General features: G+C 63.5%; 31 protein-coding genes and 1 pseudogene. 11 read left to right on the top strand and 21 right to left on the bottom strand.

What is annotated here, in order from left to right; all coding sequences use genetic code 11:
- The first annotated feature begins 29 nt into the window (after positions 1–29).
- Positions 30–902, top strand: coding sequence for an alpha/beta hydrolase (locus tag ACODSR_RS07765; protein WP_489075266.1), 873 nt, complete (start codon positions 30–32; stop codon positions 900–902).
- Here the strand turns inward: ACODSR_RS07765 and ACODSR_RS07760 are convergent.
- The 4 genes from ACODSR_RS07760 to ACODSR_RS07745 all read right to left on the bottom strand — a co-directional run bounded on the left by ACODSR_RS07760 (position 899) and on the right by ACODSR_RS07745 (position 5,371).
- The gene (locus ACODSR_RS07760; protein ID WP_489075264.1) at positions 899–2,029 is read right to left on the bottom strand and encodes an ATP phosphoribosyltransferase regulatory subunit; all 1,131 of its coding nucleotides are present in this window, start codon (positions 2,027–2,029) and stop codon (positions 899–901) included. The genes ACODSR_RS07765 and ACODSR_RS07760 overlap by 4 nt on opposite strands.
- Before the next feature lie 3 nt (positions 2,030–2,032).
- Complete coding sequence (locus ACODSR_RS07755; RefSeq protein WP_489075262.1) at positions 2,033–2,416, bottom strand: endonuclease domain-containing protein; 384 nt, start codon at positions 2,414–2,416, stop codon at positions 2,033–2,035.
- Between the two features lie 55 nt (positions 2,417–2,471).
- Positions 2,472–4,052, bottom strand: coding sequence for a phosphoglycerate dehydrogenase (gene serA / locus ACODSR_RS07750; RefSeq protein ID WP_217674126.1), 1,581 nt, complete (start codon positions 4,050–4,052; stop codon positions 2,472–2,474).
- Positions 4,053–4,168: 116 nt separating this feature from the next.
- Complete coding sequence (locus ACODSR_RS07745) at positions 4,169–5,371, bottom strand: phosphoserine transaminase (protein WP_489075260.1); 1,203 nt, start codon at positions 5,369–5,371, stop codon at positions 4,169–4,171.
- Positions 5,372–5,545: 174 nt separating this feature from the next.
- Between ACODSR_RS07745 and ACODSR_RS07740 the strand changes: the two genes are divergently transcribed.
- From ACODSR_RS07740 to dapD, 4 genes are all read left to right on the top strand, one after another.
- Positions 5,546–6,211, top strand: a complete 666-nt coding sequence (locus ACODSR_RS07740) for an extensin family protein (protein ID WP_489075258.1) — start codon at positions 5,546–5,548, stop codon at positions 6,209–6,211.
- Positions 6,212–6,252: 41 nt separating this feature from the next.
- Entirely contained in the window at positions 6,253–7,128 is an 876-nt protein-coding gene (locus ACODSR_RS07735) for an LOG family protein (protein WP_489075256.1), read from the top strand.
- A gap of 124 nt (positions 7,129–7,252) precedes the next feature.
- Positions 7,253–7,924 carry a pyrimidine 5'-nucleotidase gene (locus tag ACODSR_RS07730; protein ID WP_489075254.1) on the top strand — a complete coding sequence of 224 codons (672 nt, stop codon included), beginning with the start codon at positions 7,253–7,255 and terminating at the stop codon, positions 7,922–7,924.
- The gene (dapD, locus tag ACODSR_RS07725) at positions 7,921–8,757 is read left to right on the top strand and encodes a 2,3,4,5-tetrahydropyridine-2,6-dicarboxylate N-succinyltransferase (protein ID WP_489075253.1); all 837 of its coding nucleotides are present in this window, start codon (positions 7,921–7,923) and stop codon (positions 8,755–8,757) included. Before ACODSR_RS07730 ends, dapD begins: the two co-directional genes overlap by 4 nt.
- 9 nt (positions 8,758–8,766) lie before the next feature.
- On the opposite strand, the gene ACODSR_RS07720 is transcribed toward dapD, so the two are convergent.
- The 4 genes from ACODSR_RS07720 to ACODSR_RS07705 form a co-directional block, all read right to left on the bottom strand.
- Entirely contained in the window at positions 8,767–9,756 is a 990-nt protein-coding gene (locus tag ACODSR_RS07720) for a DUF2891 domain-containing protein (protein ID WP_489075251.1), read from the bottom strand.
- The gene (locus tag ACODSR_RS07715) at positions 9,753–10,688 is read right to left on the bottom strand and encodes a DUF979 domain-containing protein (protein ID WP_489075249.1); all 936 of its coding nucleotides are present in this window, start codon (positions 10,686–10,688) and stop codon (positions 9,753–9,755) included. The genes ACODSR_RS07720 and ACODSR_RS07715 overlap by 4 nt, the downstream gene beginning before the upstream one ends.
- On the bottom strand, positions 10,685–11,353 hold the full coding sequence (locus tag ACODSR_RS07710) for a DUF969 domain-containing protein (protein ID WP_489075247.1): 669 nt from the start codon (positions 11,351–11,353) through the stop codon (positions 10,685–10,687). The genes ACODSR_RS07715 and ACODSR_RS07710 overlap by 4 nt, the downstream gene beginning before the upstream one ends.
- Before the next feature lie 282 nt (positions 11,354–11,635).
- Positions 11,636–12,223 carry a PAS domain-containing protein gene (locus ACODSR_RS07705; protein WP_489075245.1) on the bottom strand — a complete coding sequence of 196 codons (588 nt, stop codon included), beginning with the start codon at positions 12,221–12,223 and terminating at the stop codon, positions 11,636–11,638.
- A gap of 121 nt (positions 12,224–12,344) precedes the next feature.
- Between ACODSR_RS07705 and folE the strand changes: the two genes are divergently transcribed.
- Entirely contained in the window at positions 12,345–12,962 is a 618-nt protein-coding gene (gene folE / locus ACODSR_RS07700; RefSeq protein WP_489075243.1) for a GTP cyclohydrolase I FolE, read from the top strand.
- Between the two features lie 16 nt (positions 12,963–12,978).
- Positions 12,979–13,944, top strand: a complete 966-nt coding sequence (locus ACODSR_RS07695) for an NAD(P)/FAD-dependent oxidoreductase (protein WP_489075241.1) — start codon at positions 12,979–12,981, stop codon at positions 13,942–13,944.
- A gap of 122 nt (positions 13,945–14,066) precedes the next feature.
- Here ACODSR_RS07695 and ACODSR_RS07690 read toward each other — a convergent pair whose 3' ends face one another.
- Positions 14,067–14,660 (bottom strand): nitroreductase family protein, encoded by a 594-nt coding sequence (locus ACODSR_RS07690; RefSeq protein ID WP_489075239.1) that lies wholly within the window; start codon positions 14,658–14,660, stop codon positions 14,067–14,069.
- Positions 14,661–14,726: 66 nt separating this feature from the next.
- Entirely contained in the window at positions 14,727–14,897 is a 171-nt protein-coding gene (locus tag ACODSR_RS07685; RefSeq protein ID WP_489075237.1) for a hypothetical protein, read from the bottom strand.
- A gap of 271 nt (positions 14,898–15,168) precedes the next feature.
- On the opposite strand from ACODSR_RS07685, the gene ACODSR_RS07680 reads away from it, so the two are divergent.
- Positions 15,169–15,870 (top strand): response regulator, encoded by a 702-nt coding sequence (locus ACODSR_RS07680; RefSeq protein WP_489075235.1) that lies wholly within the window; start codon positions 15,169–15,171, stop codon positions 15,868–15,870.
- A 114-nt stretch (positions 15,871–15,984) separates the two neighbouring features.
- Here ACODSR_RS07680 and ACODSR_RS07675 read toward each other — a convergent pair whose 3' ends face one another.
- The 3 genes from ACODSR_RS07675 to ACODSR_RS07665 all read right to left on the bottom strand — a co-directional run bounded on the left by ACODSR_RS07675 (position 15,985) and on the right by ACODSR_RS07665 (position 17,827).
- Entirely contained in the window at positions 15,985–16,245 is a 261-nt protein-coding gene (locus ACODSR_RS07675) for a hypothetical protein (protein ID WP_489075233.1), read from the bottom strand.
- A gap of 192 nt (positions 16,246–16,437) precedes the next feature.
- Complete coding sequence (locus ACODSR_RS07670) at positions 16,438–17,091, bottom strand: glutathione S-transferase (protein ID WP_489075232.1); 654 nt, start codon at positions 17,089–17,091, stop codon at positions 16,438–16,440.
- A gap of 301 nt (positions 17,092–17,392) precedes the next feature.
- Positions 17,393–17,827 carry a TfoX/Sxy family protein gene (locus ACODSR_RS07665; RefSeq protein ID WP_489075230.1) on the bottom strand — a complete coding sequence of 145 codons (435 nt, stop codon included), beginning with the start codon at positions 17,825–17,827 and terminating at the stop codon, positions 17,393–17,395.
- A gap of 14 nt (positions 17,828–17,841) precedes the next feature.
- On the opposite strand from ACODSR_RS07665, the gene ACODSR_RS07660 reads away from it, so the two are divergent.
- Positions 17,842–18,474 carry a CRISPR-associated helicase/endonuclease Cas3 gene (locus ACODSR_RS07660; RefSeq protein ID WP_489075228.1) on the top strand — a complete coding sequence of 211 codons (633 nt, stop codon included), beginning with the start codon at positions 17,842–17,844 and terminating at the stop codon, positions 18,472–18,474.
- Positions 18,475–18,526: 52 nt separating this feature from the next.
- Here ACODSR_RS07660 and ACODSR_RS07655 read toward each other — a convergent pair whose 3' ends face one another.
- The 5 genes from ACODSR_RS07655 to ACODSR_RS07635 form a co-directional block, all read right to left on the bottom strand.
- Positions 18,527–19,276, bottom strand: coding sequence for an HvfC/BufC family peptide modification chaperone (locus ACODSR_RS07655; RefSeq protein ID WP_489075226.1), 750 nt, complete (start codon positions 19,274–19,276; stop codon positions 18,527–18,529).
- Positions 19,273–20,115, bottom strand: coding sequence for an MNIO family bufferin maturase (gene bufB, locus ACODSR_RS07650; protein WP_489075224.1), 843 nt, complete (start codon positions 20,113–20,115; stop codon positions 19,273–19,275). The genes ACODSR_RS07655 and bufB overlap by 4 nt, the downstream gene beginning before the upstream one ends.
- A gap of 96 nt (positions 20,116–20,211) precedes the next feature.
- On the bottom strand, positions 20,212–20,484 hold the full coding sequence (gene bufA2 / locus ACODSR_RS07645) for a BufA2 family periplasmic bufferin-type metallophore (protein WP_489075222.1): 273 nt from the start codon (positions 20,482–20,484) through the stop codon (positions 20,212–20,214).
- A 77-nt stretch (positions 20,485–20,561) separates the two neighbouring features.
- Positions 20,562–21,203 (bottom strand): NrsF family protein, encoded by a 642-nt coding sequence (locus ACODSR_RS07640; protein WP_489075220.1) that lies wholly within the window; start codon positions 21,201–21,203, stop codon positions 20,562–20,564.
- On the bottom strand, positions 21,203–21,739 hold the full coding sequence (locus ACODSR_RS07635; protein WP_489075218.1) for a sigma-70 family RNA polymerase sigma factor: 537 nt from the start codon (positions 21,737–21,739) through the stop codon (positions 21,203–21,205). Before ACODSR_RS07635 ends, ACODSR_RS07640 begins: the two co-directional genes overlap by 1 nt.
- A 228-nt stretch (positions 21,740–21,967) precedes the next feature.
- Between ACODSR_RS07635 and ACODSR_RS07630 the strand changes: the two genes are divergently transcribed.
- Both ACODSR_RS07630 and ACODSR_RS07625 read left to right on the top strand, forming a co-directional pair.
- Complete coding sequence (locus ACODSR_RS07630; RefSeq protein WP_489075216.1) at positions 21,968–22,237, top strand: BufA1 family periplasmic bufferin-type metallophore; 270 nt, start codon at positions 21,968–21,970, stop codon at positions 22,235–22,237.
- Between the two features lie 29 nt (positions 22,238–22,266).
- Positions 22,267–22,716, top strand: coding sequence for a DoxX family protein (locus ACODSR_RS07625; protein ID WP_489075214.1), 450 nt, complete (start codon positions 22,267–22,269; stop codon positions 22,714–22,716).
- A gap of 5 nt (positions 22,717–22,721) precedes the next feature.
- On the opposite strand, the pseudogene ACODSR_RS07620 reads toward ACODSR_RS07625, so the two are convergent.
- The 3 genes and pseudogenes from ACODSR_RS07620 to ACODSR_RS07610 form a co-directional block, all read right to left on the bottom strand.
- Positions 22,722–23,294 (bottom strand): annotated as a pseudogene (locus ACODSR_RS07620) (tyrosine-type recombinase/integrase); the annotation flags it as partial.
- Positions 23,295–23,445: 151 nt separating this feature from the next.
- Positions 23,446–23,829 (bottom strand): ArsR/SmtB family transcription factor, encoded by a 384-nt coding sequence (locus tag ACODSR_RS07615; protein WP_489075212.1) that lies wholly within the window; start codon positions 23,827–23,829, stop codon positions 23,446–23,448.
- The gene (locus ACODSR_RS07610; protein WP_489075210.1) at positions 23,826–24,449 is read right to left on the bottom strand and encodes a peroxiredoxin; all 624 of its coding nucleotides are present in this window, start codon (positions 24,447–24,449) and stop codon (positions 23,826–23,828) included. Before ACODSR_RS07610 ends, ACODSR_RS07615 begins: the two co-directional genes overlap by 4 nt.
- Positions 24,450–24,477: the final 28 nt, after the last annotated feature.

Below are 24,477 nucleotides of genomic sequence, written 5' to 3'. Positions count from 1 at the left end.
TGGTTTTCCGTCGTCTGTGGAGATGTGTCGTGCGGATAGCGTTGATCCTTGCCCTGTGCCTGTCGCTTTTGTCCCCCGCCAACGGGGCGCCGTTGCGGGAGCAGCCTGGAGAGCAAGTGCTGGCCTATGGCAGCGATCCGGCGCAGACGCTCGATTTCTGGCCGGGCAAAACCGACAGTGAGCCGAACATATTAAAGCCGTTGGTGATTTTCGTCCATGGCGGCGGGTGGAAACGGGGCAGCAAGGACAATGCCACGGGCCGGTATAAATCTGTTCATTATCAACAGCTTGGCTATAATTTCGCGTCGATCGACTATCGCCTGGTTCCGGGGGCCACGGTAGAACAGCAGGCGCAGGATGTCGCCGATGCCGTCGCTTTCCTGCGCAAGCGCGCGGCGACATTGGGGATCGATCCGGGCCGGATCGTGCTGATGGGGCATAGTGCGGGCGCGCATCTGGTCGCGCTGGTGGGGACGGACATGCGCTATTTCGCCAAGGCTGGCCTGCCGCCCGATGCCGTGCGTGGGATCATCCCGCTGGATGGCGCGGCCTATGATGTGGCGGCGCAGATGGCGCAATCGGGCCGGTTCAGGTTCATGAAGGGCACCTATGAGCAGGCGTTCGGCGCGGATTTCGCGCGGCAGCAGGCGCTGTCGCCGACCCGCCATGCCGCCCGGCCCAACGCCCCGGCTTTCCTGATCCTGCATGTCGACCGGGACGATGGCGCGGCGCAATCGGAGGCGCTGGCCGCTGCCTTGAAACGCGCAGGCACGCCGGTGGAGATACAGGCATTGGAGGGCCGTGGGCTGCGCGGCCATATGCAGATCAATCGGCAGATGGGCGATCCGGCCTATCCCGGCACGGCGATCGTGGACAACTGGCTCGCGCGGATATTCCGTTAGAAAGTGCGCAGTTCCGCGCCATCGAGCCAGTGCGAGCAGCGCAGGGTCGCGCCATCCTCATCGCCCACCAGCGCGGCGACGGTGTGCCAGCCTTCGGCGCGCAGGTCTGCGGCGCGGGTCGCGTCAGACCCCAGCGGCAGGAACAGGCGCTTGGGTGCCTCGTCACCAAAGCCCGCGTCGATCAGCGGGTCGGGATAGAGCGAGAAACCGATGGCAGGTTCGTCCTGCCCGTCTGCGCGCAAAATGGCATAACTGCCGCCCCGGCCGATTTCGCCGATGAAGCCTTCGGCAAAGATCGAGAAGCCAAACCAGTTCTGATACTCAAAGCCATGCCGTTCGGTCGGATCGAGCGTCAGGGTAATGTCCCAGCCGATCGGTTTGGCGATGGCGCGCAGGCCCGCGATGCGGCTGTCTATCGCGCCGCCCAGCTGTGCGTTGAAGGCTTCCAGTCGCTCCATCGCGGCGTGGAATGGCCCAGTCGCCTCGATCAGCGGGAGATAGGCGGCGGCTTGCGGGCCAAGGGCGACGAGCGCGCCTGCATCCTTGGCGTCGAGTTCGGTGCGCACGGCTTCCAGTTCATCCGCCGCCAGCGGCAGCGGCCCGGCGGCCAGCATGTCGATCAGATCAGGCAGGGTGAAATCGATGGTGAGGCCGCTGACGCCCGCCGCCTGCAATGCCTCGATCGCGACATTGACGATCTCGACTGCGGCAGCAACGCTGTCCGACCCGATCAGTTCGGCCCCGACCTGCAACTTCTCCCGCTCCGGCCGCAACTGGTTGGCTTTCAGGCGGATCACCGGCCCGGCATAGGAAAGGCGCAGCGGACGCGGCGCGGTAGCGAGGCGCGTCGCGGCGATGCGGCCGACCTGCGCCGTCATGTCCGGCCGCAGCGCCAGGCTGCGTTGCGACACCGGATCGACCGCACGGACCAGATCCTGCGCGCGCATGGATTTGAGCCGCTGGGTCAGCGTATCCTCAAACTCCGCCAGCGGCGGCATGACCCGCTCATAACCATGGGTCGCAACCGTATCGAGAACGCGGCGCGCAAGCCGGGCGGAGGCTTCGGCCTGCGGGGGCAGGCGGTCGGATAATCCTTCGGGAAGAAGGCCGGGCGGGATCATGGTCATACCTTAGCTCCCTCCCCCTTGGGGGGGAGGGCTGGGGAGAGGGGGCACGCGCAACGCATCGGCAATCACGCTCAATACACCCTCGATATTGCTGATGACATCGGGATTGGCAAAACGGATCATGCGATACCCCAGCGATTCCAGAAATTCGGTTCGCCGGGCGTCATAGCGATCTTTGGCGGAATGTGTATCCCCATCGACTTCGATGATGAGGCGCGCGGCCTTTGACGCGAAATCGACAATATAGGGCGCGATGATGGTCTGGCGCGTGAATTGCTGGTTTTCGAAACGGTTGGCGCGCAGGGCGAGCCATAGCTTCTGTTCGGCGGGGGTGGGGTTGGCGCGCATATGTCTGGCGCGCTGTTTCAGCGTTGGGTCCAGCCGCATCGTTGCTCCCCCTCTCCCAACCCTCTCCCCAAGGGGAGAGGGCTTTCAGAGCAGCTTAGGCGAAGCGCAGCACCTTGACCTGCTTCACGCCGGTCAGGTTGCAGATTTCCCAGCGCAGCGGTTCGGTGACGGTGCCGTCGACCGACAGCAGCAGCACGGCTTCACCGCCCTGGTTGCGACGGCCGAGGTGGAAGGTGCCGATATTGACGTCGGCTGCACCCAGCGTCGATCCCAGGCGACCGATGAAACCGGGCGCATCCTGGTTGACGATGTAGAGCATGGTGCCGTCCAGATCGGCCTCCACCTTGATGCCGAACAGTTCGACCAGACGCGGCGAGGCATGGCCGAACAAAGTGCCGGCGACCGAGCGCTGACCGCTTTCGGTGGTGACGGTGACGCGCACCAGCGTCTGATAGTCGCCTTCGCGGTCATGGCGCACTTCGCGCACGTCAAGGCCGCGTTCCTTGGCCAGGAAGGGTGCATTGACCATGTTCACCGTGTCCGAATAGACGCGCATCAGGCCCGCCAGCACGGCGGCGGTGATCGGCTTCTGGTTCAGTTCGGCGGCGTGGCCCTCCACCTCGACCGCAACGCCGGTGATCTGGTCGCCTTCCAACTGGCCGACCAGGCTGCCCAGCTTCTCGGCAATCGCCATATAGGGCTTGAGCTTGGGGGCTTCCTCGGCCGACAGCGAGGGGACGTTGAGCGCATTGGTGATGCCGCCGTCGAGCAGATAGTCGGACAGCTGGTCAGCGACCTGAAGCGCGACATTGACCTGCGCTTCGTCGGTCGATGCGCCCAGATGCGGGGTGCAGATGAAGTTGGGGGTGCCGAACAAGGGCGATTCCTTGGCCGGTTCGGTCTGGAACACGTCGAGCGCGGCACCCGCGACCTGACCCGAATCGAGCGCATCCTTGAGCGCGGCTTCGTCGATCAGCCCGCCACGCGCGCAGTTGACGATGCGCACGCCCTTCTTGGTCTTGGCGAGATTTTCGCGGCTCAGGATATTGCGGGTCTGGTCGGTCAGCGGCGTGTGCAGGGTGATGAAGTCGGCCTTCGCCAGCAACGTGTCGAGATCCGCCTTTTCCACGCCCATTTCGACGGCGCGCTCAGGCGTCAGGAAGGGATCGAAGGCGACGACCTTCATTTTCAGGCCCAGCGCGCGGCTGGCGACGATCGAGCCGATATTGCCCGCGCCAATGAGGCCCAGCACCTTGCCGGTGACTTCCACGCCCATGAAGCCGTTTTTGGGCCACAGGCCTTGCTGGGTCTGCGCATTGGCTTCGGGAATCTGGCGCGCCAGCGCGAAGATCAGCGCGATGGCATGTTCGGCGGTGGTGATCGAGTTGCCGAACGGGGTGTTCATGACGATCACGCCCTTGGCGCTGGCATAGGGGATGTCGACATTGTCGACGCCGATGCCCGCGCGGCCGATGACCTTCAGGTTGGTGGCGGCGTCGAGGATGTCCTTGGTCACCTTGGTCGAGCTGCGAATGGCGAGGCCATCATATTGGCCGATCATGGCCTTCAACTCTTCGGGGGTCTTGCCGGTGATGACATCGACTTCAACGCCGCGCTCACGGAAGATCGCGGCGGCGCGGGGGTCCATCTGGTCGCTGATAAGAACTTTGGGCATCTGCATTTCCTTTGGAAAATAGTCTCGTCATCCCCGCGAAGGCGGGGATCCATCTCCCACCATTGCACCTGTCGACAGGCTGGGAGATGGGTTCCCGCCTTCGCGGGAATGACGAATTAAGAGTGCGGAGCCTCGTGCTTGGCCTGCTCTTCCGCCTTCACGGTAGCATATGCCCAGTCCAGCCACGGCCCAAGCGCCTCAATGTCTGCCGTATCGACAGTTGCCCCACACCAGATCCGCAAGCCCGCAGGTGCGTCCCGATAGCCTGCGACATCGTACGCTGCGCCTTCCTTTTCGAGGAGGGAAGCAAACCGCTTGACCATGTCCTGATCAAACAAAGCCAAAAACAGGCAAACGCTAGTCTTTGAACGAAATTCCGGTTCAGCAGCCAAATGATGCAGCCAGTCGCGCTCCGCCACGATCTTGTCCAGAGCGGCGGCATTGGCGTCGCTACGGGCGATCAGGCCAGCGGCACCGCCGATCGACTTGCCCCATTCCAGCGCGAAGATCGCGTCCTCGACCGCCAGCATGGAGGGGGTGTTGATCGTTTCGCCCTTGAACACGCCTTCGGTCAGCTTGCCCTTCGACACCAGGCGGAACACCTTGGGCAGCGGCCAGGCGGGGGTGTAGCTTTCGAGCCGTTCGACCGCGCGGGGGCCGAGGATCAGCACGCCATGACCGCCCTCGCCGCCCAGCACCTTCTGCCAGGAGAAGGTGGCGACGTCGATCTTGGCCCAGTCGATGTCATAGGCGAACACCGCGCTGGTCGCGTCGGCGAAGGTCAGGCCTTCGCGGTCGGCGGGGATGAAATCAGCGTTCGGCACACGCACGCCCGACGTCGTGCCGTTCCAGGTGAACAGCACGTCGTTGCTGAAATCGACCGCCGACAGATCGGGCAACTGACCATAATCGGCGCGGATCACGGTGGGGTCGAGCTTCAGCTGCTTGGCAGCGTCCGTCACCCAGCCTTCGCCGAAGCTTTCCCACGCGATGGTCGTGACCGGGCGGGCGCCCAGCATCGTCCACATCGCCATTTCAAACGCGCCGGTGTCGGAACCCGGCACGATGCCGATGCGATGCGTGTCGGGCAGATTCAGCAGCTCGCGCATCAGGTCGATGCAGTATGCGAGGCGGGTCTTGCCGATCTTGCTGCGGTGCGAACGGCCAAGCGAGTCGGTGGCGAGCGCAGCGGCGCTCCAGCCCGGAGGCTTGGCACAGGGACCGGACGAGAAAAAGGGACGCTCAGGCTTTTTGGCCGGAAGGGTTGCGGGCTTTACGGCAGGCGCAACGGTGGCGTCAACGGCAGTCAAATCAGTCATGTAGCGTCTCCTTACAGAGAGCAGCGCGGCGTTGGGACCGCGTGGCCCGCTGGCCCCACTAGAGATTTCGGCTGAACTGTCAAGCTGGTTGCAAAAACAGGACGAGCCGTGGCCGCCGTTAACCATCGGCAAGATTTGTCCTGCTACCATGGCTCGCTGTTGGAAGAGCGGGCGATGACGATGAGAATGTTTCGCGGCGCGGCGCTGGCCGTGACGATGGCGATGATGCTGAGCGCGTGCGGCGGCGATCTGGTGCCGCGCGGCCGGGTGGCGCGAGTCTCCAAACCCGTCCGTCCGGCAGCGCCGCCACCGATGGAAGTGCGCCAATGTCTGGCAAAGCTCAATGCGCAGGCGATTGCCTACACCCCGCTGCCCGACCGGACATTTGGCGGCGGGTGCAGCGCGGTGGGCAGCGTCAAGCTGATCGACTTTGGCGTGCCTGCGACCAATTTGGGGGCGATGACCTGCCAGTTGGCGGCCAATTTCGCGGCCTGGGCGCGCTATGGCGTGCAACCGGCGGCCCGTTCCATATTGGGGACGGAGATTGTGCGGATCGACACATTTGGCACCTATAATTGCCGCCCGATCGCAGGCAGCGGCAAATTATCCGAACATGCGCACAGCAACGCGATCGACATTGCCGCCTTCGTACTGGCGGACGGGCGGAGGATTAGTGTCGAACAGGGCTGGAGCGGCGACCGGGAGACGCGCCAGTTCCTGAAAATCGTCCATGCCAGCGCCTGCAAGCGGTTCAACACTGTCCTCAGCCCCGATTATAACGCGGCGCATCACGACCATTTTCATTTCGACATGGGCGGCAAGGGAGGATTCTGTAGGTAACCCGTCTTGGCAATGTCATCCGCGCCCCTTACGTCGTGGGGATGACGAAAAAAGACATTGAAGAACGTAAATTCCGCCCCGCCAGTCAGGAGGCGGCGGACGCCCGCAAGGCGATCGACACACCGCAGACCAGCAGCAGCGCCTATCGGCTGGCGTTTCAGGATACCGAATTCCTGCTGCGCGAAGATTTGCGTCCGGTCCGCTTCCAGCTGGAGCTGTTGAAGCCGCAATTGCTGATGGACGAGGCGCGAATCGAATCGACCTTCGTTTTCTATGGCTCCGCCCGCATCCCCGAACCCGATCAGGTGCAGGCGCGGATCGACGCTGCGACCACGCCGGAACAGAAGCGGATTGCCGAGAATCTCGGCAAGAAGGCGCATTATTATGACGAAGCCCGCAAACTGGCGGGCATCGCGGCGCAATATCCGGTGAATGAGGCGGGATGCCGCCACTTCGTTGTGTGTTCCGGCGGCGGCCCCTCGATCATGGAAGCGGCCAATCGCGGCGCAGCCGATGTCGGCCAGACCACCATCGGCATGAACATCGTCCTGCCGCATGAACAGGCACCCAACCGCTTCGTCACGCCGGAGCTGAGTTTCCAGTTCCACTATTTTGCGCTGCGCAAGATGCATTTCCTGCTGCGCGCGCGGGCGCTGGCGGTGTTCCCCGGCGGGTTCGGCACGTTCGACGAGATGTTCGAGCTGCTCACCCTCATCCAGACCGGCAAGATGAAGCCGATTCCGATCCTGCTGTTCGGCAAGGCCTTCTGGAACCGGGTGGTCGATTTCGAGGCGCTGGCGGATGAAGGCGTGATTGCGCCTGCCGACCTTAACCTCATCACCTGGGTCGAAAGCGCGGAGGAGGCGTGGCAGGCGGTGCAGGCCTTTTATCAGGATAGCGAACCGCTGGGGTGTTGAGCGACACATCCCCCTCTTCCAACTTCGCCTAGGCCCTTCGGGCCAAGGCTGCGTATCCTTCTCCCCCACGGGGAGAAGGGTTAGAGGCCTTGCCCTGCAACCCGCATCGCTCTAGGGCGCGGCCATGCTTGGCGATCTGGCCCATGTCGACACCTGGATCTTCGATCTGGACAATACGCTCTATCCGGCGAAGGCGGACCTGTTCGCGCTGATCGACGTGAAGATGGGCGAATTTATCCAAGGGTTGCTGGGCTGCGACCCGGTGGCGGCGCGCGAAACCCAGAAGCGCTACTTCATGGAGCATGGCACCACCCTGTCGGGGCTGATGCACCATCATGGCATCGAGCCGCGCGAATTCCTTGACTATGTCCATGACATTTCGATGGACCGGCTGGAGGTCGACGTTGATCTCAACGCCCATATCGCCGCGCTGCCGGGCCGCCGCCTGATCTTCACCAATGGCGATGCGACCTATGCGGGGCGTGTGCTGGAGAAACTGGGCCTGACCGACGCATTCGAGCTGATCCACGACATTCACGCCTGCCAATATGTGCCAAAGCCCGACCCGTCGGGCTATGCCGAATTGTGCCGGGTTCACAGCGTCGATCCGACCCGCGCCGCCTTTTTCGAGGATATGGCCCGCAATTTGCGGCCCGCCAAGGCGATCGGCATGGCGACCATCTGGGTCAATAATGGCTCCGAAGCGGGCAATCATGATCATCATCCCGATTTTATCGATTTTGAGACAGACCATCTGAGGCCTTTTCTGGCCAGCATCCTTGGGGAAAGCGCATGACCGACCTGCAAACCACAATCGACGCCGCCTGGGAGGACCGGGCCAATGTGAGCCTGACCACGCAAGGCGCGGTGCGCGACGCCGTGAACGACGCGCTGGCGCTGCTGGACAGCGGCAAGGCCCGCGTCGCCGAGCCGGTGGACGGCGGCTGGCAGGTCAATCAGTGGCTCAAAAAAGCCGTGCTGCTCTCGTTCCGCCTGAACGACAATGCGCTGATCGAAAACGGTCCCGGTGGCGGTTTCTGGTGGGACAAGGTACCCAGCAAATTCGCCGGATGGGGCGAGGCGGAATTCCGTGCCGCCGGGTTCCGTGCCGTCCCCGGTGCTTTCGCGCGGGCGGGCGCGCATATCGCCAAGAATGCGATCCTGATGCCCAGCTTCGTCAATATCGGTGCCTTCGTCGATGAAGGCACGATGGTCGACGCCTGGGTGACGGTGGGCAGCTGCGCCCAGATCGGCAAGAATGTCCATCTGTCGGGCGGCGTCGGCATTGGCGGCGTGCTGGAACCGTTGCAGGCCGATCCCGTCATCATCGAGGATGACTGTTTCATCGGCGCGCGGTCCGAAGTGGTCGAAGGCGTGCGCATCGGCAAGGGATCAGTCCTGTCGATGGGCGTGTTCATCGGCCAGTCGACCAAGATCATCGACCGCGCGACCGGCGAAATATTCATGGGCGAAGTGCCGCCCTATTCGGTGATCGTTCCCGGATCGCTGCCCGGCAAGCCGCTGCCCGACGGCACACCCGGTCCCAGCCTCTATTGCGCGGTGATCGTCAAGCGGGTGGACGCCCAGACCCGGTCCAAGACCGGGATCAACGAGCTGCTGCGCGACTGATAGTCTCGCTCATTCCAGCGCCAGCAGCGCAAAGGTCGCCAGCCAATGTTCCCCCATATAGTCGCCCGCGACATGGGGGAGGCTGGCGGCGATATGCCGTTTCGCTGCGTCGAGCGCCAGCACTGCAACCGGGTCGTCCGGTCCCAGCGCCGCGGCAATGGCGCGCCAGCACCAGGCGCGGCTGAGGTTCAGGCCGTCGAGATGCGCGATCTTGCCATCGCTGCGGTCCGACACGGTGGCGGGGGTGAATAAGGTCGCCGGTTCGCCCTGCGCCAAATGCGGCAGAAAGCCATGGAACCAGTCGGCAAAATCCGCCCGCGCCAGCAGGCGGCACATCAGCAGCGCCTCGCACAAGGCTGGCGAGAGAAATTCGTCGCCGCCCGGCTCCCACGCCTGACAGGCGCGATCATTGCCGAACCAGTGGAGCGCCCGGTCCCGGATCAACGCCACCAGCGCAGGATCGCGCGCTTCCGCCCATTCCAGTGCCAGCACCAGCGCGAAGGCGATGTTGAAATGGGTGCCGACGCGCAGCGGATAGGTGAGTTTGGGCAGGAAGCCATGGAAGCGCGCCGCGAACCCCAGCGCCAGCGGCTCCACCGCCGCCGCCCAGGGCGCATCATGCCGTGCCAGTTCGCCATGCAGCGCCAGCGCCCAGGCCCAGCCATAGGGCCGCTCAAAACCCGTGGCGGTCGGCCGGGCGAGGAAGGCCAGTTCGCCCGCCACCTTATCCGGCACCAGCATCGTATCGGCCTGCACCCGGATCGTAGCGGCCTGCGGCATGTCCGGGTAAAGGCGCAGCAGCCGCATCACCTGCCACCAGCCATGAACGCAGCTATGCCAGTCGAAACTGCCGTGAAAAATCGGATGATGATCGACCGGTTCGCGCGCATCCTGCGGCCCGGCCAGCACCAGATCCATCTTATAGGGATAGCGCCGCCCCAGATGGGACAGGGTCAGCGTGGCAAAGCCATTGGCCATGTCGGGGGTCAGATGGGTCATGGGAAAGCAAGCCAGTAAATGAGGGCGATATTGACGGCGAGCAGCGGCAGGGCCGTGCCGACCTGCTGCCTTATGACGCCATGCTTGTCCTTGAGTTCCAGCAAGGCGGCGGGGACGAGGTTAAAATTGGCCGCCATCGGCGTCAGCAACGTGCCGCAGAAACCCGCCAGCATCCCGATGGCGCAGACGATCGCGGGATCGCCATGATAGGTGCGGATCAGCAGCGGCACGCCGATCGCGGCGGTCATCACCGGGAAGGCGGCAAAGGCATTGCCCATGACGATGGTGAACAGCGCCATGCCAAGGCCATAGGCGATCACTGCGCCTAATAGACTGCCCTGCGGGATCGCCTGACTGACCAGCCCGCCGACCGCATCGCCCACACCCGCCAGCGCAAATACCGCGCCCAGACTGGCCAGCATCTGCGGCAAAATCGCGGCCCAGCCGACCTGGTCCATCAACCGCCGCCCCTGTTGCAACGGCTCAACCGGCGACGCGCGCAGCCACAGGCACCCCATAACCAGCGCGATCAGCACGCCCAGCGCCAGTGCGATCAGCGTCGCCTGCTTGCCATCGATCCAGCCGGGCATCTCCTTGAACAGCAGCGTACCGACCAGCGCGGTTACCGGAATGACCAGCGCGATGACGAACAGCCCGTTGCCAAAGCGCCCCGCCCGCTCCTTCCGTAGAGCGTCCGCCACCGCGCCGCCGCCCCGGCCCAGCCCGGATGCCGCAAGGCCGACCAGTCCCAGCACCAGCACACCATTGCCAAGGTCGCCCAGCTTATCCCCGGCCCACATCGACAGGGCCAGCAGCGCCCAAAAAGCAGCCGTTCGTCGGGCGCGCTTATTGCTTTTGTCGGCCACGCCCAGCAGCGCAAAGGCGGCGAAGATCGCGCCCGCCAGCGCATAGACCCAGTGCAGCGTGATCATGGCCGTTCCGCCCGGTTCAGGCGACGATCGAGCCGCCACAGCCGAAAGCCATGGATCAGGAAGGCGGCGATCGCGGTCGGGATCGCCCAGACCGACAACTGGAGCGGCTCAAGGCTGATGCCATATTGTTCCAGCAGCCCCTTGATCAGCAGGATCGATCCGATGGCGAGGAAAATGTCCTCGCCAAAGAACAGCCCGACATTGTCGGTCGCCGCCGCCATCGCCTTGACCTTCTCGCGCTCCGTATGGTCCAGATCGCCCGCCTGCCGTTCTGCGGCGGCCTCCGCGATCGGCGCGACCAGCGGGCGCACGGTCTGCGCATGACCCGCCACCGATGTCAGCCCAACCGCGGCCAACCCCTGCCGCACCAGCAGATAGCCGGTCAGGAACCGGCCCACCGTTGCCCCGCGCATCCGCCCGATCAGCCCGCGTGCGCGCTCCTGTAACCCGTGCGCCTCCAGCAGGCCGACGACCGGCAACACAATCCAGATGATACTGACATAGCGCGCCTCGTTGAACGCCTTGCCGAACGCGGCGAGGATGGCGACCGGATCAAGCCCCGCCGCAATGCCGGTGACGACCGCCGACGCGAGGATGACAAGCAGCGGGTTGAAGCGCAGCACGAAACCGGCGACGATCACCGCAATGCCCAGCAGCACCCACATTAGGGTGCAGACCCATAAATTATGAGGATCGAGACAGGATTGTCCGGGATTCTGTGGGAGGAGAAGTGCGAAGAGCGGGCAAGATTGCCCGTTCGAGGGCTTCGACACGCCACAGAACCCGGACAATCCTGCCCCAGAGGGGTGGGACGAAAATGGCCGGTGGAGCGGTCGAACGCTTGCAAGATAGTTCCGCTATCTCGCCGCGCGCTCTCCCTCCCACCAGCCATTTTCGTCTCCATCTCGACCTCGTAATTTATGGGTCTGCACCCTTAGCGGCGCGCCCTAATAGCCAGCCTCGATCGCCAGCCTGATCCCCTCTGCGCCGGTCCTGACGCCCAGCGCTTTCAGCATCGCGGCGCGGTGCATCTTCACCGTGCGTTCGGTCAGGCCCAGATCCCAGGCAATCTGCTTGTTGAGCTTGCCCGCCGCCATCGCGATCAGCACGTCGCGCTGGCGCGATGTCAGCGCGGCGATCCGTTCACGCGCGCCCGACGATCGCTCTGCCCCGGCAACGTCCGGGGTTTCCACCGCCATTTGCGACCCCAGGAAATAATCCAGTTCGCCATCCACGCCAAAGATCGGCGCGACCATCACCGCGTTGCGGAAAGGCGTGCCGTCCTTGCGGTAGTTCAATATCTCCACCAGCACAGGCCGCCTTTCGCGCACGCCCGACCGGATCGTCTCACTGAGCCAGGGTTCGGTATCCGGGCCGGACAGGAAGCGACAATTGCGGCCGACGATTTCCTCGCGCGCATAACCGGTCAGCGCGATGAACGCTTCATTACATTCGACAATCGGATTGTCGGGCAGGCGCGGGTTGCTGATCACGGCGGCGATCGCGCTGTTGGCGATCATTTCGGACAAGGACATGGTCACTCACAGACTGGCGGGCGATCGGCGGATGCGATGCCCCTTTGGGCATGTTGCCCCAAATGCCCCGCCTGCCGCAAGCAGGCTGAAACAGGCCCCTGATGAACGAAAGGGAAAGGCCATGAATTTCATCCCCCGCGAGCTTGGCGATTATGCCTTCGACGATGAAGGCCGCCCGCTCGTGCCGCAGGCCGTGCAGGACGCGGTGCGCACGCTGATTCGCTGGGCAGGCGACGACCCTGAACGCGAAGGCTTGCGCGATACGCCGGCGCGGGTCGGCCGGGCATGGCGCGACTATTGCACCGGCTATGAGGAAGATCCCGGTCGCCATTTGTCCCGCACGTTTCAGGAAGTGGGCGGCTATGACGAGATCGTGCTGCTGAAGGACATACCGTTCCAGTCGCATTGCGAACATCATATGGCGCCGATCACCGGCAAGGCGTCGATCGCCTATCTGCCGCGCGACCGGGTAGTGGGCATATCCAAACTCGCCCGCGTGCTGCACGGCTTTGCCCGGCGGTTGCAGGTGCAGGAACGGCTGACGGCGGAAGTTGCGCAGAGCATTCAGGACCATCTTCAGCCCCATGGCGTTGCCGTGGTGATAGAGGCGCAGCATGGCTGCATGACCGGCCGGGGCGTGCGCACCCCCGGCGTCGCCATGGTGACCAGCCGCCTGCTCGGCTGCTTCCTGGACGATCGCGCCAGCCGCCGCGAACTGCTTACGCTGATGGGCTATTGAAACGGGGCATGACAGGGTGACGCTGGCGATCATAGGCGCAGGGATGGCAGGGCTGGCCTGCGCCGACCGGCTGGCGGAAGATGGTGTCGCCGTGCGGCTGTTCGACAAGGGGCGCGGGCCGGGCGGGCGCATGTCGACCCGCCGGGTGGAAACCTCCGCTGGCACCGCCAGTTTCGACCATGGCGCGCAATATTTCACCGTGCGCGATCCGCTGTTCCGCGATCAGGTCGATGCCTGGGCTGCGACCGGAGTCGTCGTCCCCTGGCCCGAAGCCGGCGCCGACGCCTGGATCGGCAACCCGGCCATGAATGCGCCGATCCGCCATATGGCGGCAGCCCATCAGGTGGATTTTCAGCATCATGTCCATGGCCTGCAACGCGACTCGGCGGGCTGGTGGGTGCGGCTCGACAGCGGCATTGAAGGGCCATTTGACGCCGCGATCGTCGCGCTGCCGTCGGAACAGGCCGCATCCATATTGGGCCTGCATGATCTGGCGATGGCGCGGGTGGCGATGACGGCGCGCTCGCAACCCTGTTGGACCGCGATGATCGCCTTTGCCGAGCCGGTCGATCTGCCGGTCGATCATGTCAGCGGCGGCGGCATCCTGTCATGGGCGGCGCGCAACAGCGCAAAGCCGGGCCGCGACGGGCCGGAAGCCTGGGTCGTGCAGGCCAATGGTGCCTGGTCGGCGGCGCATCTGGAAGAAAGTCCGCACGTCATCGGTCCGCTACTGCTCGATGCGCTGGGGCAGATGACTGGCAGTGCAGGATTGCCGCCTGTGGCGCACCTGACCGCGCATCGCTGGCGCTTTGCCATGACGCGCGGTACCGACAATGGCGCGCTGTGGAACGATCATATTCGGCTGGGCGCGTGCGGCGACTGGCTGCTGGGGCCGCGGGTGGAACTGGCCTGGCTGTCAGGCCGGATGCTCGGCGCGCGGGTCGCGCAGGATATGACGCTGCCGCTCGCCGAGTCCGGCTGAGGTTTTAGAACCGCACCGGCCCGCTCCCCCCACCCGTCCACCCAACGGCAGTATATTGTGGGTGGCCGGGTGGGGGAGCGGGCCGGTGCGGCAGAATGTGCGAAGGCACATTCTCAAAGAACTTAATCCACGAAATTGCCCGGTCGGGCGAACGTCTCTATCGGCTTGCGATCGCTGGGGATTTCGCGGGCTTGCAAGGCTTCGGGCAGGACCGACTTGTCGCCCATCCGCCCGATCGCCACTGCCGCCTCGATACGGAAACGATCCGGCACCGCCAGCTCGGTGCGCGCAGCGTCGAAATCGACCCCGCTCATCGCATGGGTGTGATAGCCCAGCCGGGTCGCCTGCAACGCCAGCAAGGCCCAGGCTGCGCCCGCATCGAAACTGTGGCTGTGCGACGGCTTGAAATCGTCCGATCCCGGCGCGGCAGTCAGCGTGTCGGACAGGACATAGACCAGCGCGCCGGCATGTTGCACCCAGCTCTGGTTGAACGGCAGCAGGACGCCGAGAAACCGGCTCCAGTCCGCGCTGCCGCGATGGGCATAGAGAAAGCGCCAGGGCTGATAATTAAACGCCGACGGCGCCCAGCGGGCCGCATCGAACAGCGTGTCGAGGTCCGCCTGCGGGATTGGCGAGCTATCAAAGGCGCGTGGCGACCAGCGTTCCAGAAACAGCGGATCGACCGCGCGGGTCACGGTGCGGGGGTTGGTGGCCATGAAGGCTCCTTGCATGAACGTGAAAGACCGGCGCAATATAGGGTGGATATTGCGGTTGCGAAGGGGTCAGCGGATCGCTTCAGACGGCTGGCCGGTCCGGTCGCCCTGACCGCGCGCGAGCATGAAGGCGTCGGCGTCCCGTTCCAGCAGGATCACCGTGGGTTCGCGCAACAGCGCCTGCGCCAGTCGCGCGCGCAACCGGGCAAAGCGCCCATCCTGTCCCTGCCGTTCGATCATGCATCCTCCGCGCCGACTCATGCAGCTTATCTATCGATGCTATAGACAAACGTCGCTCAAGCAATGCTGGGGGGCAGGACAGAAATGCTTTTGCGCGGAGTTGCGCCGCGGCCATGCCATCGTCGAGGCGTTCCTCCAAGCCATCGGCATGAGCGTTGCAGCACGCACAATGACAGATCCGGCCTTGACCGATCCGGTCGGTGCCTGCTTCACCCTGATACTGCCCCAGCCGCTCATCCTGTCCGATCCCCCCCATTGACGGAACCAGTCCATGACCCTGCGCCACTGCCTGCTCATCATCGACGACGAACCGCAGATCCGCCGCCTGGTCCAGGCCGCGCTGACCCGCGCCGACTATGATACGGTGGAAGCCGCGACCGCGCGGGAGGGGATGGAGGCGTTGCGCAGGGTGCGTCCTGCGATAACCCTGCTCGATCTGGGCCTGCCCGATCGCGACGGGCTGGAACTGGTGCCGCTGATCAAGAAGGAGACGGACACGACCCTGATCATCCTGTCGGCGCGCGACGCCACGGACGAGAAGGTCGCGGCGCTCGATCTGGGCGCGGATGATTATCTGACGAAGCCATTCGACACCGACGAACTGCTGGCGCGGGTGCGGGTAGCGCTGCGCAACCGGCTGGCGCGCGCGGACGGCGCGGCGCAGGTGCAGGCCGGCAATATCGCCATCGATCTGCTGGCCCATATCGTCACCCGCGACGGGCAGGAAATCCATCTGACGCCCAAGGAATATGGGGTGCTGGCCCAACTCGCCCGCTTTCCCGGCCGAGTGATCACCCACAAGCAGATCATGGACCAGGTCTGGCCCAACGAATATGCCCATCATGTCGAATATCTGCGCGTACTGGTCCGCACCCTGCGCCAGAAGCTGGAGGCAGACCCGCAACGACCGCAGATCATCTGCAACGAACCGGGGATCGGCTATCGCCTGAAAATGACGGATGTTGGGGCATGACGGGTATCGGAGGCGATGGTCGCCAGAATCGGGTCAGGCCGGTCTGGCAGGACCGGCCACCCGTCTCCATTACGGGCAGGTCCCGCTCCCCAGGAGCTGGCGCCTGCGATAGCATCAGCGCTGGGCCAGCTGGACGCTAGACTTGCGGCTGATGGTCAGGCCGTTGCGTGCCCATTCGGCCTTCGACTGGCACTGGGTCACGGGGACCAGCGAACCGGTCACGGTTTCGCGGAAGCAATAGCGGTCGGTCTTGGCGTCATAGGTCACCTTGGCCTTGCCAAAGCTGCCATGCGACTGAGCGAAAGCCGGGGTGCTGGCAGCCGAAACGGCGAGGGTGGCGGCCACAATGGCGGCGGTGAAAGCGATGGTCTTCATGATATATGTCCTTCCCTGAACAATGGTTGGCGATCCGTTTTGGATCATGCCAACAGCTTTGCAGGAGGCGTGCCAGTTTGAAAAAATCCCGGAAAAACGAGGTTTTTTACGGCATTTTATTAAATTGCGCTGAATATTTTGCCAGAAGTTAGGATTTTATCCGGAACATTTGCAAATATTTCACAGAAAAGATCAGAAATCGCCGGGCGCGTCCTTTGCAGGCGCAAAAACCACCGACGCGTCGCCCTCGCGCCACGGCGCGATGCGCAACATGGCGGCGGCGAACAGAGAGCCTTGCAAATGACCGTCGAGCCAGCGGCGCAGATGGGGCAGCGCCTGTGCCGCAAACCAGGCCGGGTCGATCGCCGCGAACTGGCGGACGAAGGGGACAATCGCCATATCGGCCAGCCCCCGCGTCGCACCGCATAGCTGATCGCTCCCCTCCAACCGCCGGTCGAGCCTATGCAGCCAGTCAAGCGCCGCGGCGCGGTGAACCGCCGGATCGCTGCCATGGCGGTCGGGATATTTGGTGCGGTCCAGATGCGCCTTGAACGGGCCGTCATTGGCCGCGACCAGCCCTACATCGTCGCGCATCAGCCACCCCTCCGGGTCCGACCGTGCCAGCGCCCATCGCATGATGTCGATGCTCTGGTCGATCACCTGCCCGTCGGGCAACACCAGCACCGGCACCGTCGCCTTGGGCGATGCCTGCCGCAGTGCATCCGGCTTGTCGCGCAACACCACTTCGCGCAGCACGACCGCCTGCCCGCTCACCAGCAAGGCTAGCCGCGCGCGGATCGCATAGGGGCAGCGGCGGAAGCTGTAGAGGATGGGAAGGGACGACATGAGGACCATCATCCCTATCGTGCAAATCCCCGTTACAGCAATGGCTTGATGGGAAACTGGCGGAGAGGCAGTCCGACATAGAACCCACCATTAACTGTCAATTTATCTCGATCTATACCGATTAGCCATAAGTCTGGTCATAAAATTCTATTCGATTATCAGGAAGCTTTAGCGAACGGCAGCGAACAATTTCAGCTCCAATACGGTGAATTTCGACCCTTCCCGGGCATTGAACGCTCCACCTCCACGTTCCAAAAGGGGACATTCGTTTAACGAACACCGGTTTCTGCCAGGCGTTGCATCAACCGGATTTGCGCTTGGTCCTGACCTTGGGAGCAGGCAATTCCTGAGATGTGATACGAACGATCTCGGCAAGCCACTCACGGTCATCCCACTTTTCCGCGTCGATCAGGAGACAGGGCTTTGCACCGGGGTATGGAGGGGCTTCTTCCGCACCGGCAGCGAATGCCCGCCCTCCAACCGTGGGCTTTACGAATAGGTGGTCGCCGCAGACCAATGCGACCATTTTCCCATCGCAATAAATGCCGAATTCGCCAAACATCGCCTTGGCTGAAACGGTGCCGCCGCCTGCCATCTGCTCAACAAGGAATTCAACGGTTTTACGATCGGACACCATAAGGCGATATCGCCGGTCCTGATGAAAAGGTCGAGGGTCAATCGGCCCATGCACGAACATGCAGTAATCGCGGGAGCGGCGGCCGTTGGCCAGATGCATGCTTCCTGCCCCGCATGCTGTTTTCCGCACTGGTCGACGCCGACTTCCTCGAAACCGAAGGCTTCTATGCTAAGGCCAACGGCGAAGAACCACCGCCGCGCGGCGGCACGCTGACACCCCGTCATCGCGACATGGTCCGCGCCTTCCTCGCCCGTCATCGCTGGGCGGACACCCCGATCAACAAGCTGCGCTCCGACATACTCGACCATGCCAATGGCAAGGCCGCGCTACCACCGGGTCTGTTCACCCTGACCGTGCCCACCGGCGGCGGCAAGACGCTGACCTCGCTCAGCTTTGCGATGGAACATGCCCTGACCCACGGCCTGGCGCGGATCATCTACGTCATCCCCTTTACCTCAATCATCGAACAGACCGCCAAGATTTTCCGGGAAGATGTCGGGCTGGGCGAAGCCGTGCTGGAGCATCATTCCAGCTTCGACTGGGACAAGGAACGCCCCGGCACCGGTAGTGACGCGGAAGAGGAGGGCGCTGCGGGCCTGGCCAAGCTGCGCCGCTACGCGGAAAATTGGGATGCGCCGATCATCGTGACCACCGCTGTCCAATTTTTCGAAAGTCCGTTCGCCGCCCGCGCCAGCCAGGCGCGCAAGCTGCACAATCTCGCGGGCAGCGTCATCATCCTGGACTAAGCCCAGTCCATCCCTGCTCCTGTGTTGCGGCCCTGCATGGCGACGATAGCCATTATTGGACGATGGAGGCGATCAGTCCGTCGCCGATCCATTGCCCCAGCAGCGCACCCGCTTTGGCGATGCCAACCTCCTCGCCATGGGTTTCGACCAGCAGGCTACAGAGTGCGCCAAAGCGGGCGCCCGCTAAGACGTGGGCAAGTGCGCCGGCTTCCACCGTTTCGATCGTGCGGAAGCAGGGCGTGAACCCCTGACGCCAGACCAGCATGGTGCCCGGCTGCGGCAGCGGCGCAGCCATCGGCGGATCATCTTGCGCCGCCAGCGCGGACCAGATCGCCCCGGCATTGGTCGCAGCCACGCCGATCCGCAGGGTTGGCACGAAATTCAGGCATGCCGTGTCCCAATCCACCGTCGCCAGTATCTCGGGCGCAAGCGGCGCGGCATCCGCTCCCTCGAACGCCCGGCTCAGCGCCCAGTCCAGCCAGGCCAGTTCGGCGACTTCGGGATCGTCGGGATAGAGGCGCGATAGCATGCGGTCGAACCCGTCGCCATAGACGCCCAGCGTCCAGCCATGCGGCGGTGTGCTTTCGATATGGACGCGGGCGGCTGCCATGAACGCATCGTCGCCGAGCCAGAGTGCCGTTTTTTCGAACGTGTCGCGCAGGCAATCGGCCAACTGCACGCGATAGGCATTGTGATAGACGGCGAGCCCGGCGGACGTGGTTTCGTCCACCCACGGCGCCATCGACACCGGCCGGTCGGTCAGCCATCCGGCAAAGTCGCGCTGCATGGCGGCGAGGGTCATGCCGCCCGCCTCCGGTCGTCCGCAGCGATGGCGCGGGCCATGTCCAGTTCGGCCAGCAGGTCACCGAGCGGCGGGATGTCGTCGTCGCGCTCGATCATCGTCGCGACGGGGCCAACGCGCCTGCACGCTTCGGCATAGAGCGCCCATACCGGCGGCGGCACCGGCTGGTCATGCGTGTCGATCAGGCGGTCGCGACCCTGGCTGTGTCCGGCCAGATGAATCTGCCGCACGCGTTTCGCGGGTACGCCATCGAGATAGGCGGTCGGATCGAAGCCGTGATTGACGGCGCTCACATAGATATTGTTGACGTCGAGCAGCAGCGCGCAACCGGTGCGCGCGCACATCGCGTCCAGAAACTGCCATTCGGTCATGCTGTCGGCGGTGAATTGCAGATAGGTCGATGGATTTTCGATCAGCATCGCGCGTTGCAGCACGTCCTGCGCGACCGCGATGTTGGCGCAGACCAGGTCCAGCGCCTCTTCCGTGTAGGGCAGCGGCAGCAGGTCGTGTGAATTGAACCCCTCGATCCGGGTCCAGCACAGATGGTCGGACACGAACAGCGGATCGATATGGTCGGCCAGTGCCTTCAGCCGCGTGAGATAGTCACGGTTAAGCCCGTCGGCCGACCCTACCGACATCGACACGCCATGCAGCGCGACAGGATGCCGCTCGCGGATCTGGTCGAGGATGTGGCGGGGCTTGCCGCCATCGATCATGAAATTCTCGGAGATCACCTCGACGAAATCCACCGGCACGGCGTTCGTCAGGAAATCCTGATAATGCGGCGTGCGCAGGCCAAGGCCGAAACCATGGAAAGGGGTGGTCGTATCGCCGGTCATAGGATCGCTCCGAAAAGAGTGAGGCCCGACCGGGGGACGATGCCGGGCCTCGATATCACGCTCGACGTCGGGGGCGGGAGCGTGATGATGATGATATTATTGGCCGACGGGCGCGGTCAGGCTGCCACCGGCGGCGGCGCACTTCTTCTCGGACATTTCCTTGAAGCCCTGGCCCTTGCAGCTGTTCATGCCCTTGCAGTCATTTTTGGCAGTCTTGCAGTCGGACGTGCCCTTGCAGCTGTTGACGCCGTAGCAGTGGGCGGTCTTCGCGCCATGACCGGCCATGGCGGGACCGGATGCAGCGACGCCCGCGATGGCGAGCAGGGCGGCGGTGGTGGCGATGCTGACGCCGGACTTGATGGTGATCATGGAGATAGCCTTTCGAAGAATAGGTGCCGGGATGGCAATGGTTCTTCGCGGGCCGCTGCCCGATAGTTACACCCGATCTACCAGCGCAGCAGACGCGGGCCGATAAAAGCACCGGCAAGCGCTGCCATGGCCATGCCCAGCGTGTACCAGGTCAGCACAAACGTCGCCGATGCCTCCGGACAATGAAGGCCGTAGAGCGTCGCGGCGCAGGCGCCCGATGCCAGGCCTGCAGTCGCACCCGTGAGCCGCAAACGTGTCGGCGCCAACTGGCGGAACGCCCAGAGCAGGCCGATGAAGATCGGAACGGACAGTCCAGCCACCAGCAGCGAACATTTTTTCCAGCTGAGCCCTAGCCAAAGCGGCATCCAAGCATTGACGGGTGTGCGCGCCAATTCGCTCACGGCCACAGCTGCCAGCAGTGCCAAGGGAAGCACCAGTAACCACAGCCATTGTGACCGCGTCGCGTCGGGTCGCGACAGATGCACGGTCACGGCGATTGCGCCGCCTGCCAGTGACATGGTGTAGGCCCATTTCGTCCAGAAGGCGAAGCTGTGCATCGCCGCGCCGAGATCGGGCCGGAATCCCAGCGTCAGGGTGATCGCCGCCAGCGTGACGATGCAGCCGCCGCCGACGCCCAACGCAACGCGGCGCTCCACCAGATGGCGTGACACCGGCGCGACATGGCCAGAGAGCGATCGAATAAGGTCGTCAGTCTGCATCAACCGTCTCCCTTCAATCGCGCGGCCAGCGCTTTCAAGCCCCGGTGCACGGATACTTTCACATCGGCCTCGCTGAGGCCGCCTGCCTTCGCCGCTTCCGCGGTGCTAAGGCCATCGATCCTGGTCGCGCGGATCGCCCGCGCCTGCTTGGGCGACAGGCCACCCAGCAGCCGGTCGATGTCCATGCGGGCGGTGCAGGCATTCTCGAACCCTTCGGCGATCAATATGTCCTCAAGCCCCTCAATCGGCACCGTGCTTCGGGTGCGCCGAAACTGGTCGATCATCTTGTAGCGCGCGACCGCATAGGCCCATGCGACAAAGGGGCGTGCCCGATCATATGTGCCGCGTCGTGTGTGAATGGCCATCAATGTATCCTGCACAAGATCCTCGACATCCGCTTCGGCGCCGCGGAGGCGGCGCCCGAAAAAGGATCGCAGCAGGGGGACGAGCGCGCCGAGCAATGCGGCATGGGCACCGGCGTCCCCGTCGAGGCCGCCGATCATCCATAACCTGAGCTGTTCTTCGCTCGCCCGCATACGCACTCCCGAACTGTTCTTCGCAGGCATGGCCCCGATGGTTACAGCGATGCGGCAGAAAATGGCTGCGGCCCCAACTTGCGCGACCGGTGTAACGCTTTCCCCCTCCATCACGAAGAAGCTTCCGTGACCCGGCCCGCTTGGCCTCCCAGGGTCGCCCTGCGGCGGGATGGTTCCAGCAACTTTCCCGCCGCAGTTGAGGCCTTCAAGCTTTCACGGAGACAGAACATGACATCCACCCCAGCCGCCCTTGCCGCCGCCCTGGCTCTCGCCATCGCCGCTGGCAGCGCCCATGCCGCCGCGCCCGCCAAGCCGATGGAGAAATGCTATGGCGTCGCCCAGGCCGGCAAGAACGACTGCAAGGCCGGTGCCGGCACCAGCTGCGCGGGCACCTCACGCATCGCCTATCAGGGCGACGCCTGGAAGCTGGTGAAGGCTGGCACCTGCACCAAGATCAAGACGCCCAAGGGCTTCGGTTCGCTTGCCCCCAAGGCCTGATCCAGACCCCACATCGAAGGAGAAGAGCGATGAAAAGCCTCATGCGCGTCTATGGCAAAGTTTGCGATCGGTTCACCCGGCTCATCCCGGAGAGCCTGCTACTGCTGGTCGCGCGCCTGGGCATCGCCGCTATCTTCTTCCTGTCGGGCCGCACCAAGGTGGAAGGCGTGCTCACCATCACGCCTTCCACCTATGAGCTGTTTCGCACCGAGTATGCGCTACCGTTCGTGTCGCCCGAAATAGCGGCGCATGCGGCTACCTATTCGGAACATGCCTTCCCGATCCTGCTCGTGCTTGGACTGTTCACTCGTCCGGCTGCGGCCGCGCTGCTCGGCATGACGCTGGTGATCGAAATTTTCGTCTATCCCGACGCTTGGCCGACCCATCTCAGCTGGGCCGCGATCCTGCTGCCGCTGATCGCGCACGGTGGCGGCGCATGGTCGCTTGATCGCCTTCTTGGGCTGGAATTCAGGGCTTGAGAGAAAACATCGCGGTCCGCTTTCATGTGTCCCGGCAGAATCTGGACCGCCCGGAGATTTCCAGCCGCTTTGTGAATGATCGAGGCCTTCGTACGCCTTAGCGAATGGGTTCCGTAATCCGCGGCGGGCAAACCAATTCCCGTGACCCACTAATCGACCGAGCGAGCATATTGTCGTGTGCTTGCCTGGGCAGCATGGTTGGTGCGGCTGGGAAAAGCATACTCCTCCAGTGAACCGCTGCGCAAATCGAGCCGTCTGAGCAGGCTGGCGCGAGCGTCATCCATGAGTTCAAACTGATCTGGCCGTCCGGCCTTTTGTTGGACCAACTTTGCCCGTGTGCGGATCTTCAGATCACATACGATATCGCTGATCCTGATCTCTGCCAGATCACAGCCCCGCAACTTGCTGTCGATAGCCAGATCAAAAAGCACCCTATCGCAAATCCTGCAAAGCTGATCCAGAAAGAAGCGGACTGCCTAAATCTGCTGAGGCTTCAGTGCGCGCTTTGCGCCAGCTTTTCGGCCTGCATCCCACGAATTGCGTTCGTTAGCAGCGGAATCAAATTCCAATAATCCCATGACACTTCTCCTTTGGCCACAATGGCCAAAGACCGAACGCGCGATACTTGTATCGAACCAGCCGAGCTAAAATGGGGCATCGGGTTGAAGTAGCAACGCGCTGCTCAACTGGCTCAGCCCAATTTATGATCGCAGCGTGGAAATGCTGAAGTCAAAGGACGCGGGCAAAACCTGCCACGCCGTCGGCTGGTGGCCACTGTAAAATGCGCTTTGCGGCTGGTGGCAATTCAGGGTTGCCCTCGCCGCCAAAGATCGCCTCGATATTGCCAACGCACAGCGCTACATTGTCTTCTGCTAGCATATACCAGACCTGTTTGGCTTCCTTGCGCGTCTGGACCAGATCCGCGCGGCGCAATTCGGCCAATTGCTGACTCAGCGCGGGCTGGCCGATGCCGGTGACATCGGCGATCTCGCTAACATTGCGTTCGCCGCGTAGCAGGCAGGACAGGATCATCAGCCGCTGCGGTTGGGCAAAAATCTTGATCTTTTCTGCGGCAACAGTGGCGGCTTCGCGATCCTCGTAAAGCGCGCTCATGGCCGGGCCTCCAGCCGACAGAACCAGTCAGGTGCAGCGTCGGTGTTTTCGGCAGCGGGGAGCAGTGCGGGTTGACCCGGCGCCCAGCCTTCCGGGGTCAGGCTGGTCCCGCCATCGACGCGCTGCAACGCGTGCAACAGGCGGAGCATCTCGTTTACTGATCGACCGACATTATGCGGATATGCTGTGCTTGCGCGGATCACACCCTGCGGATCGATGAAGAAGGTCGACCGCATCGTCATACTGTCCGCTGCATCATCGTCGATCATGCCATAGGCACGGCCGACAGCCATGCTGGGGTCTTCGATGATCGGGAAGGCGATCTGGACGTCGAACAGCTCTCGTAGCGCCCGGACCCAGGCGATATGGGCATAGAGGCTATCCACAGACAGGCCGACTAATCGGCAGTTGAGCGCCTCAAAATCCGCTTGCCGCCGCGCGAGCGCTGCAAATTCAGTGCTGCATACCGGTGTGAAGTCAGCCGGATGGGAAAAGAAAATCACCCATTGGCCGCGCAGCGCCGACAGCTGAAAATCGCCCATGGTTGAACGAGCGCGGAAATCAGGCGCGAGGGAGCCAATACGGAGCGCATTGGGGCGGGCGGTTATGACTTCGTTCATGGCGCTTTCCTGCATTTGCCCGTGGGAT

Source organism: Sphingobium sp. FG125, from assembly GCF_057809795.1.
This window is presented reverse-complemented; position numbering and strand designations above follow the sequence as displayed.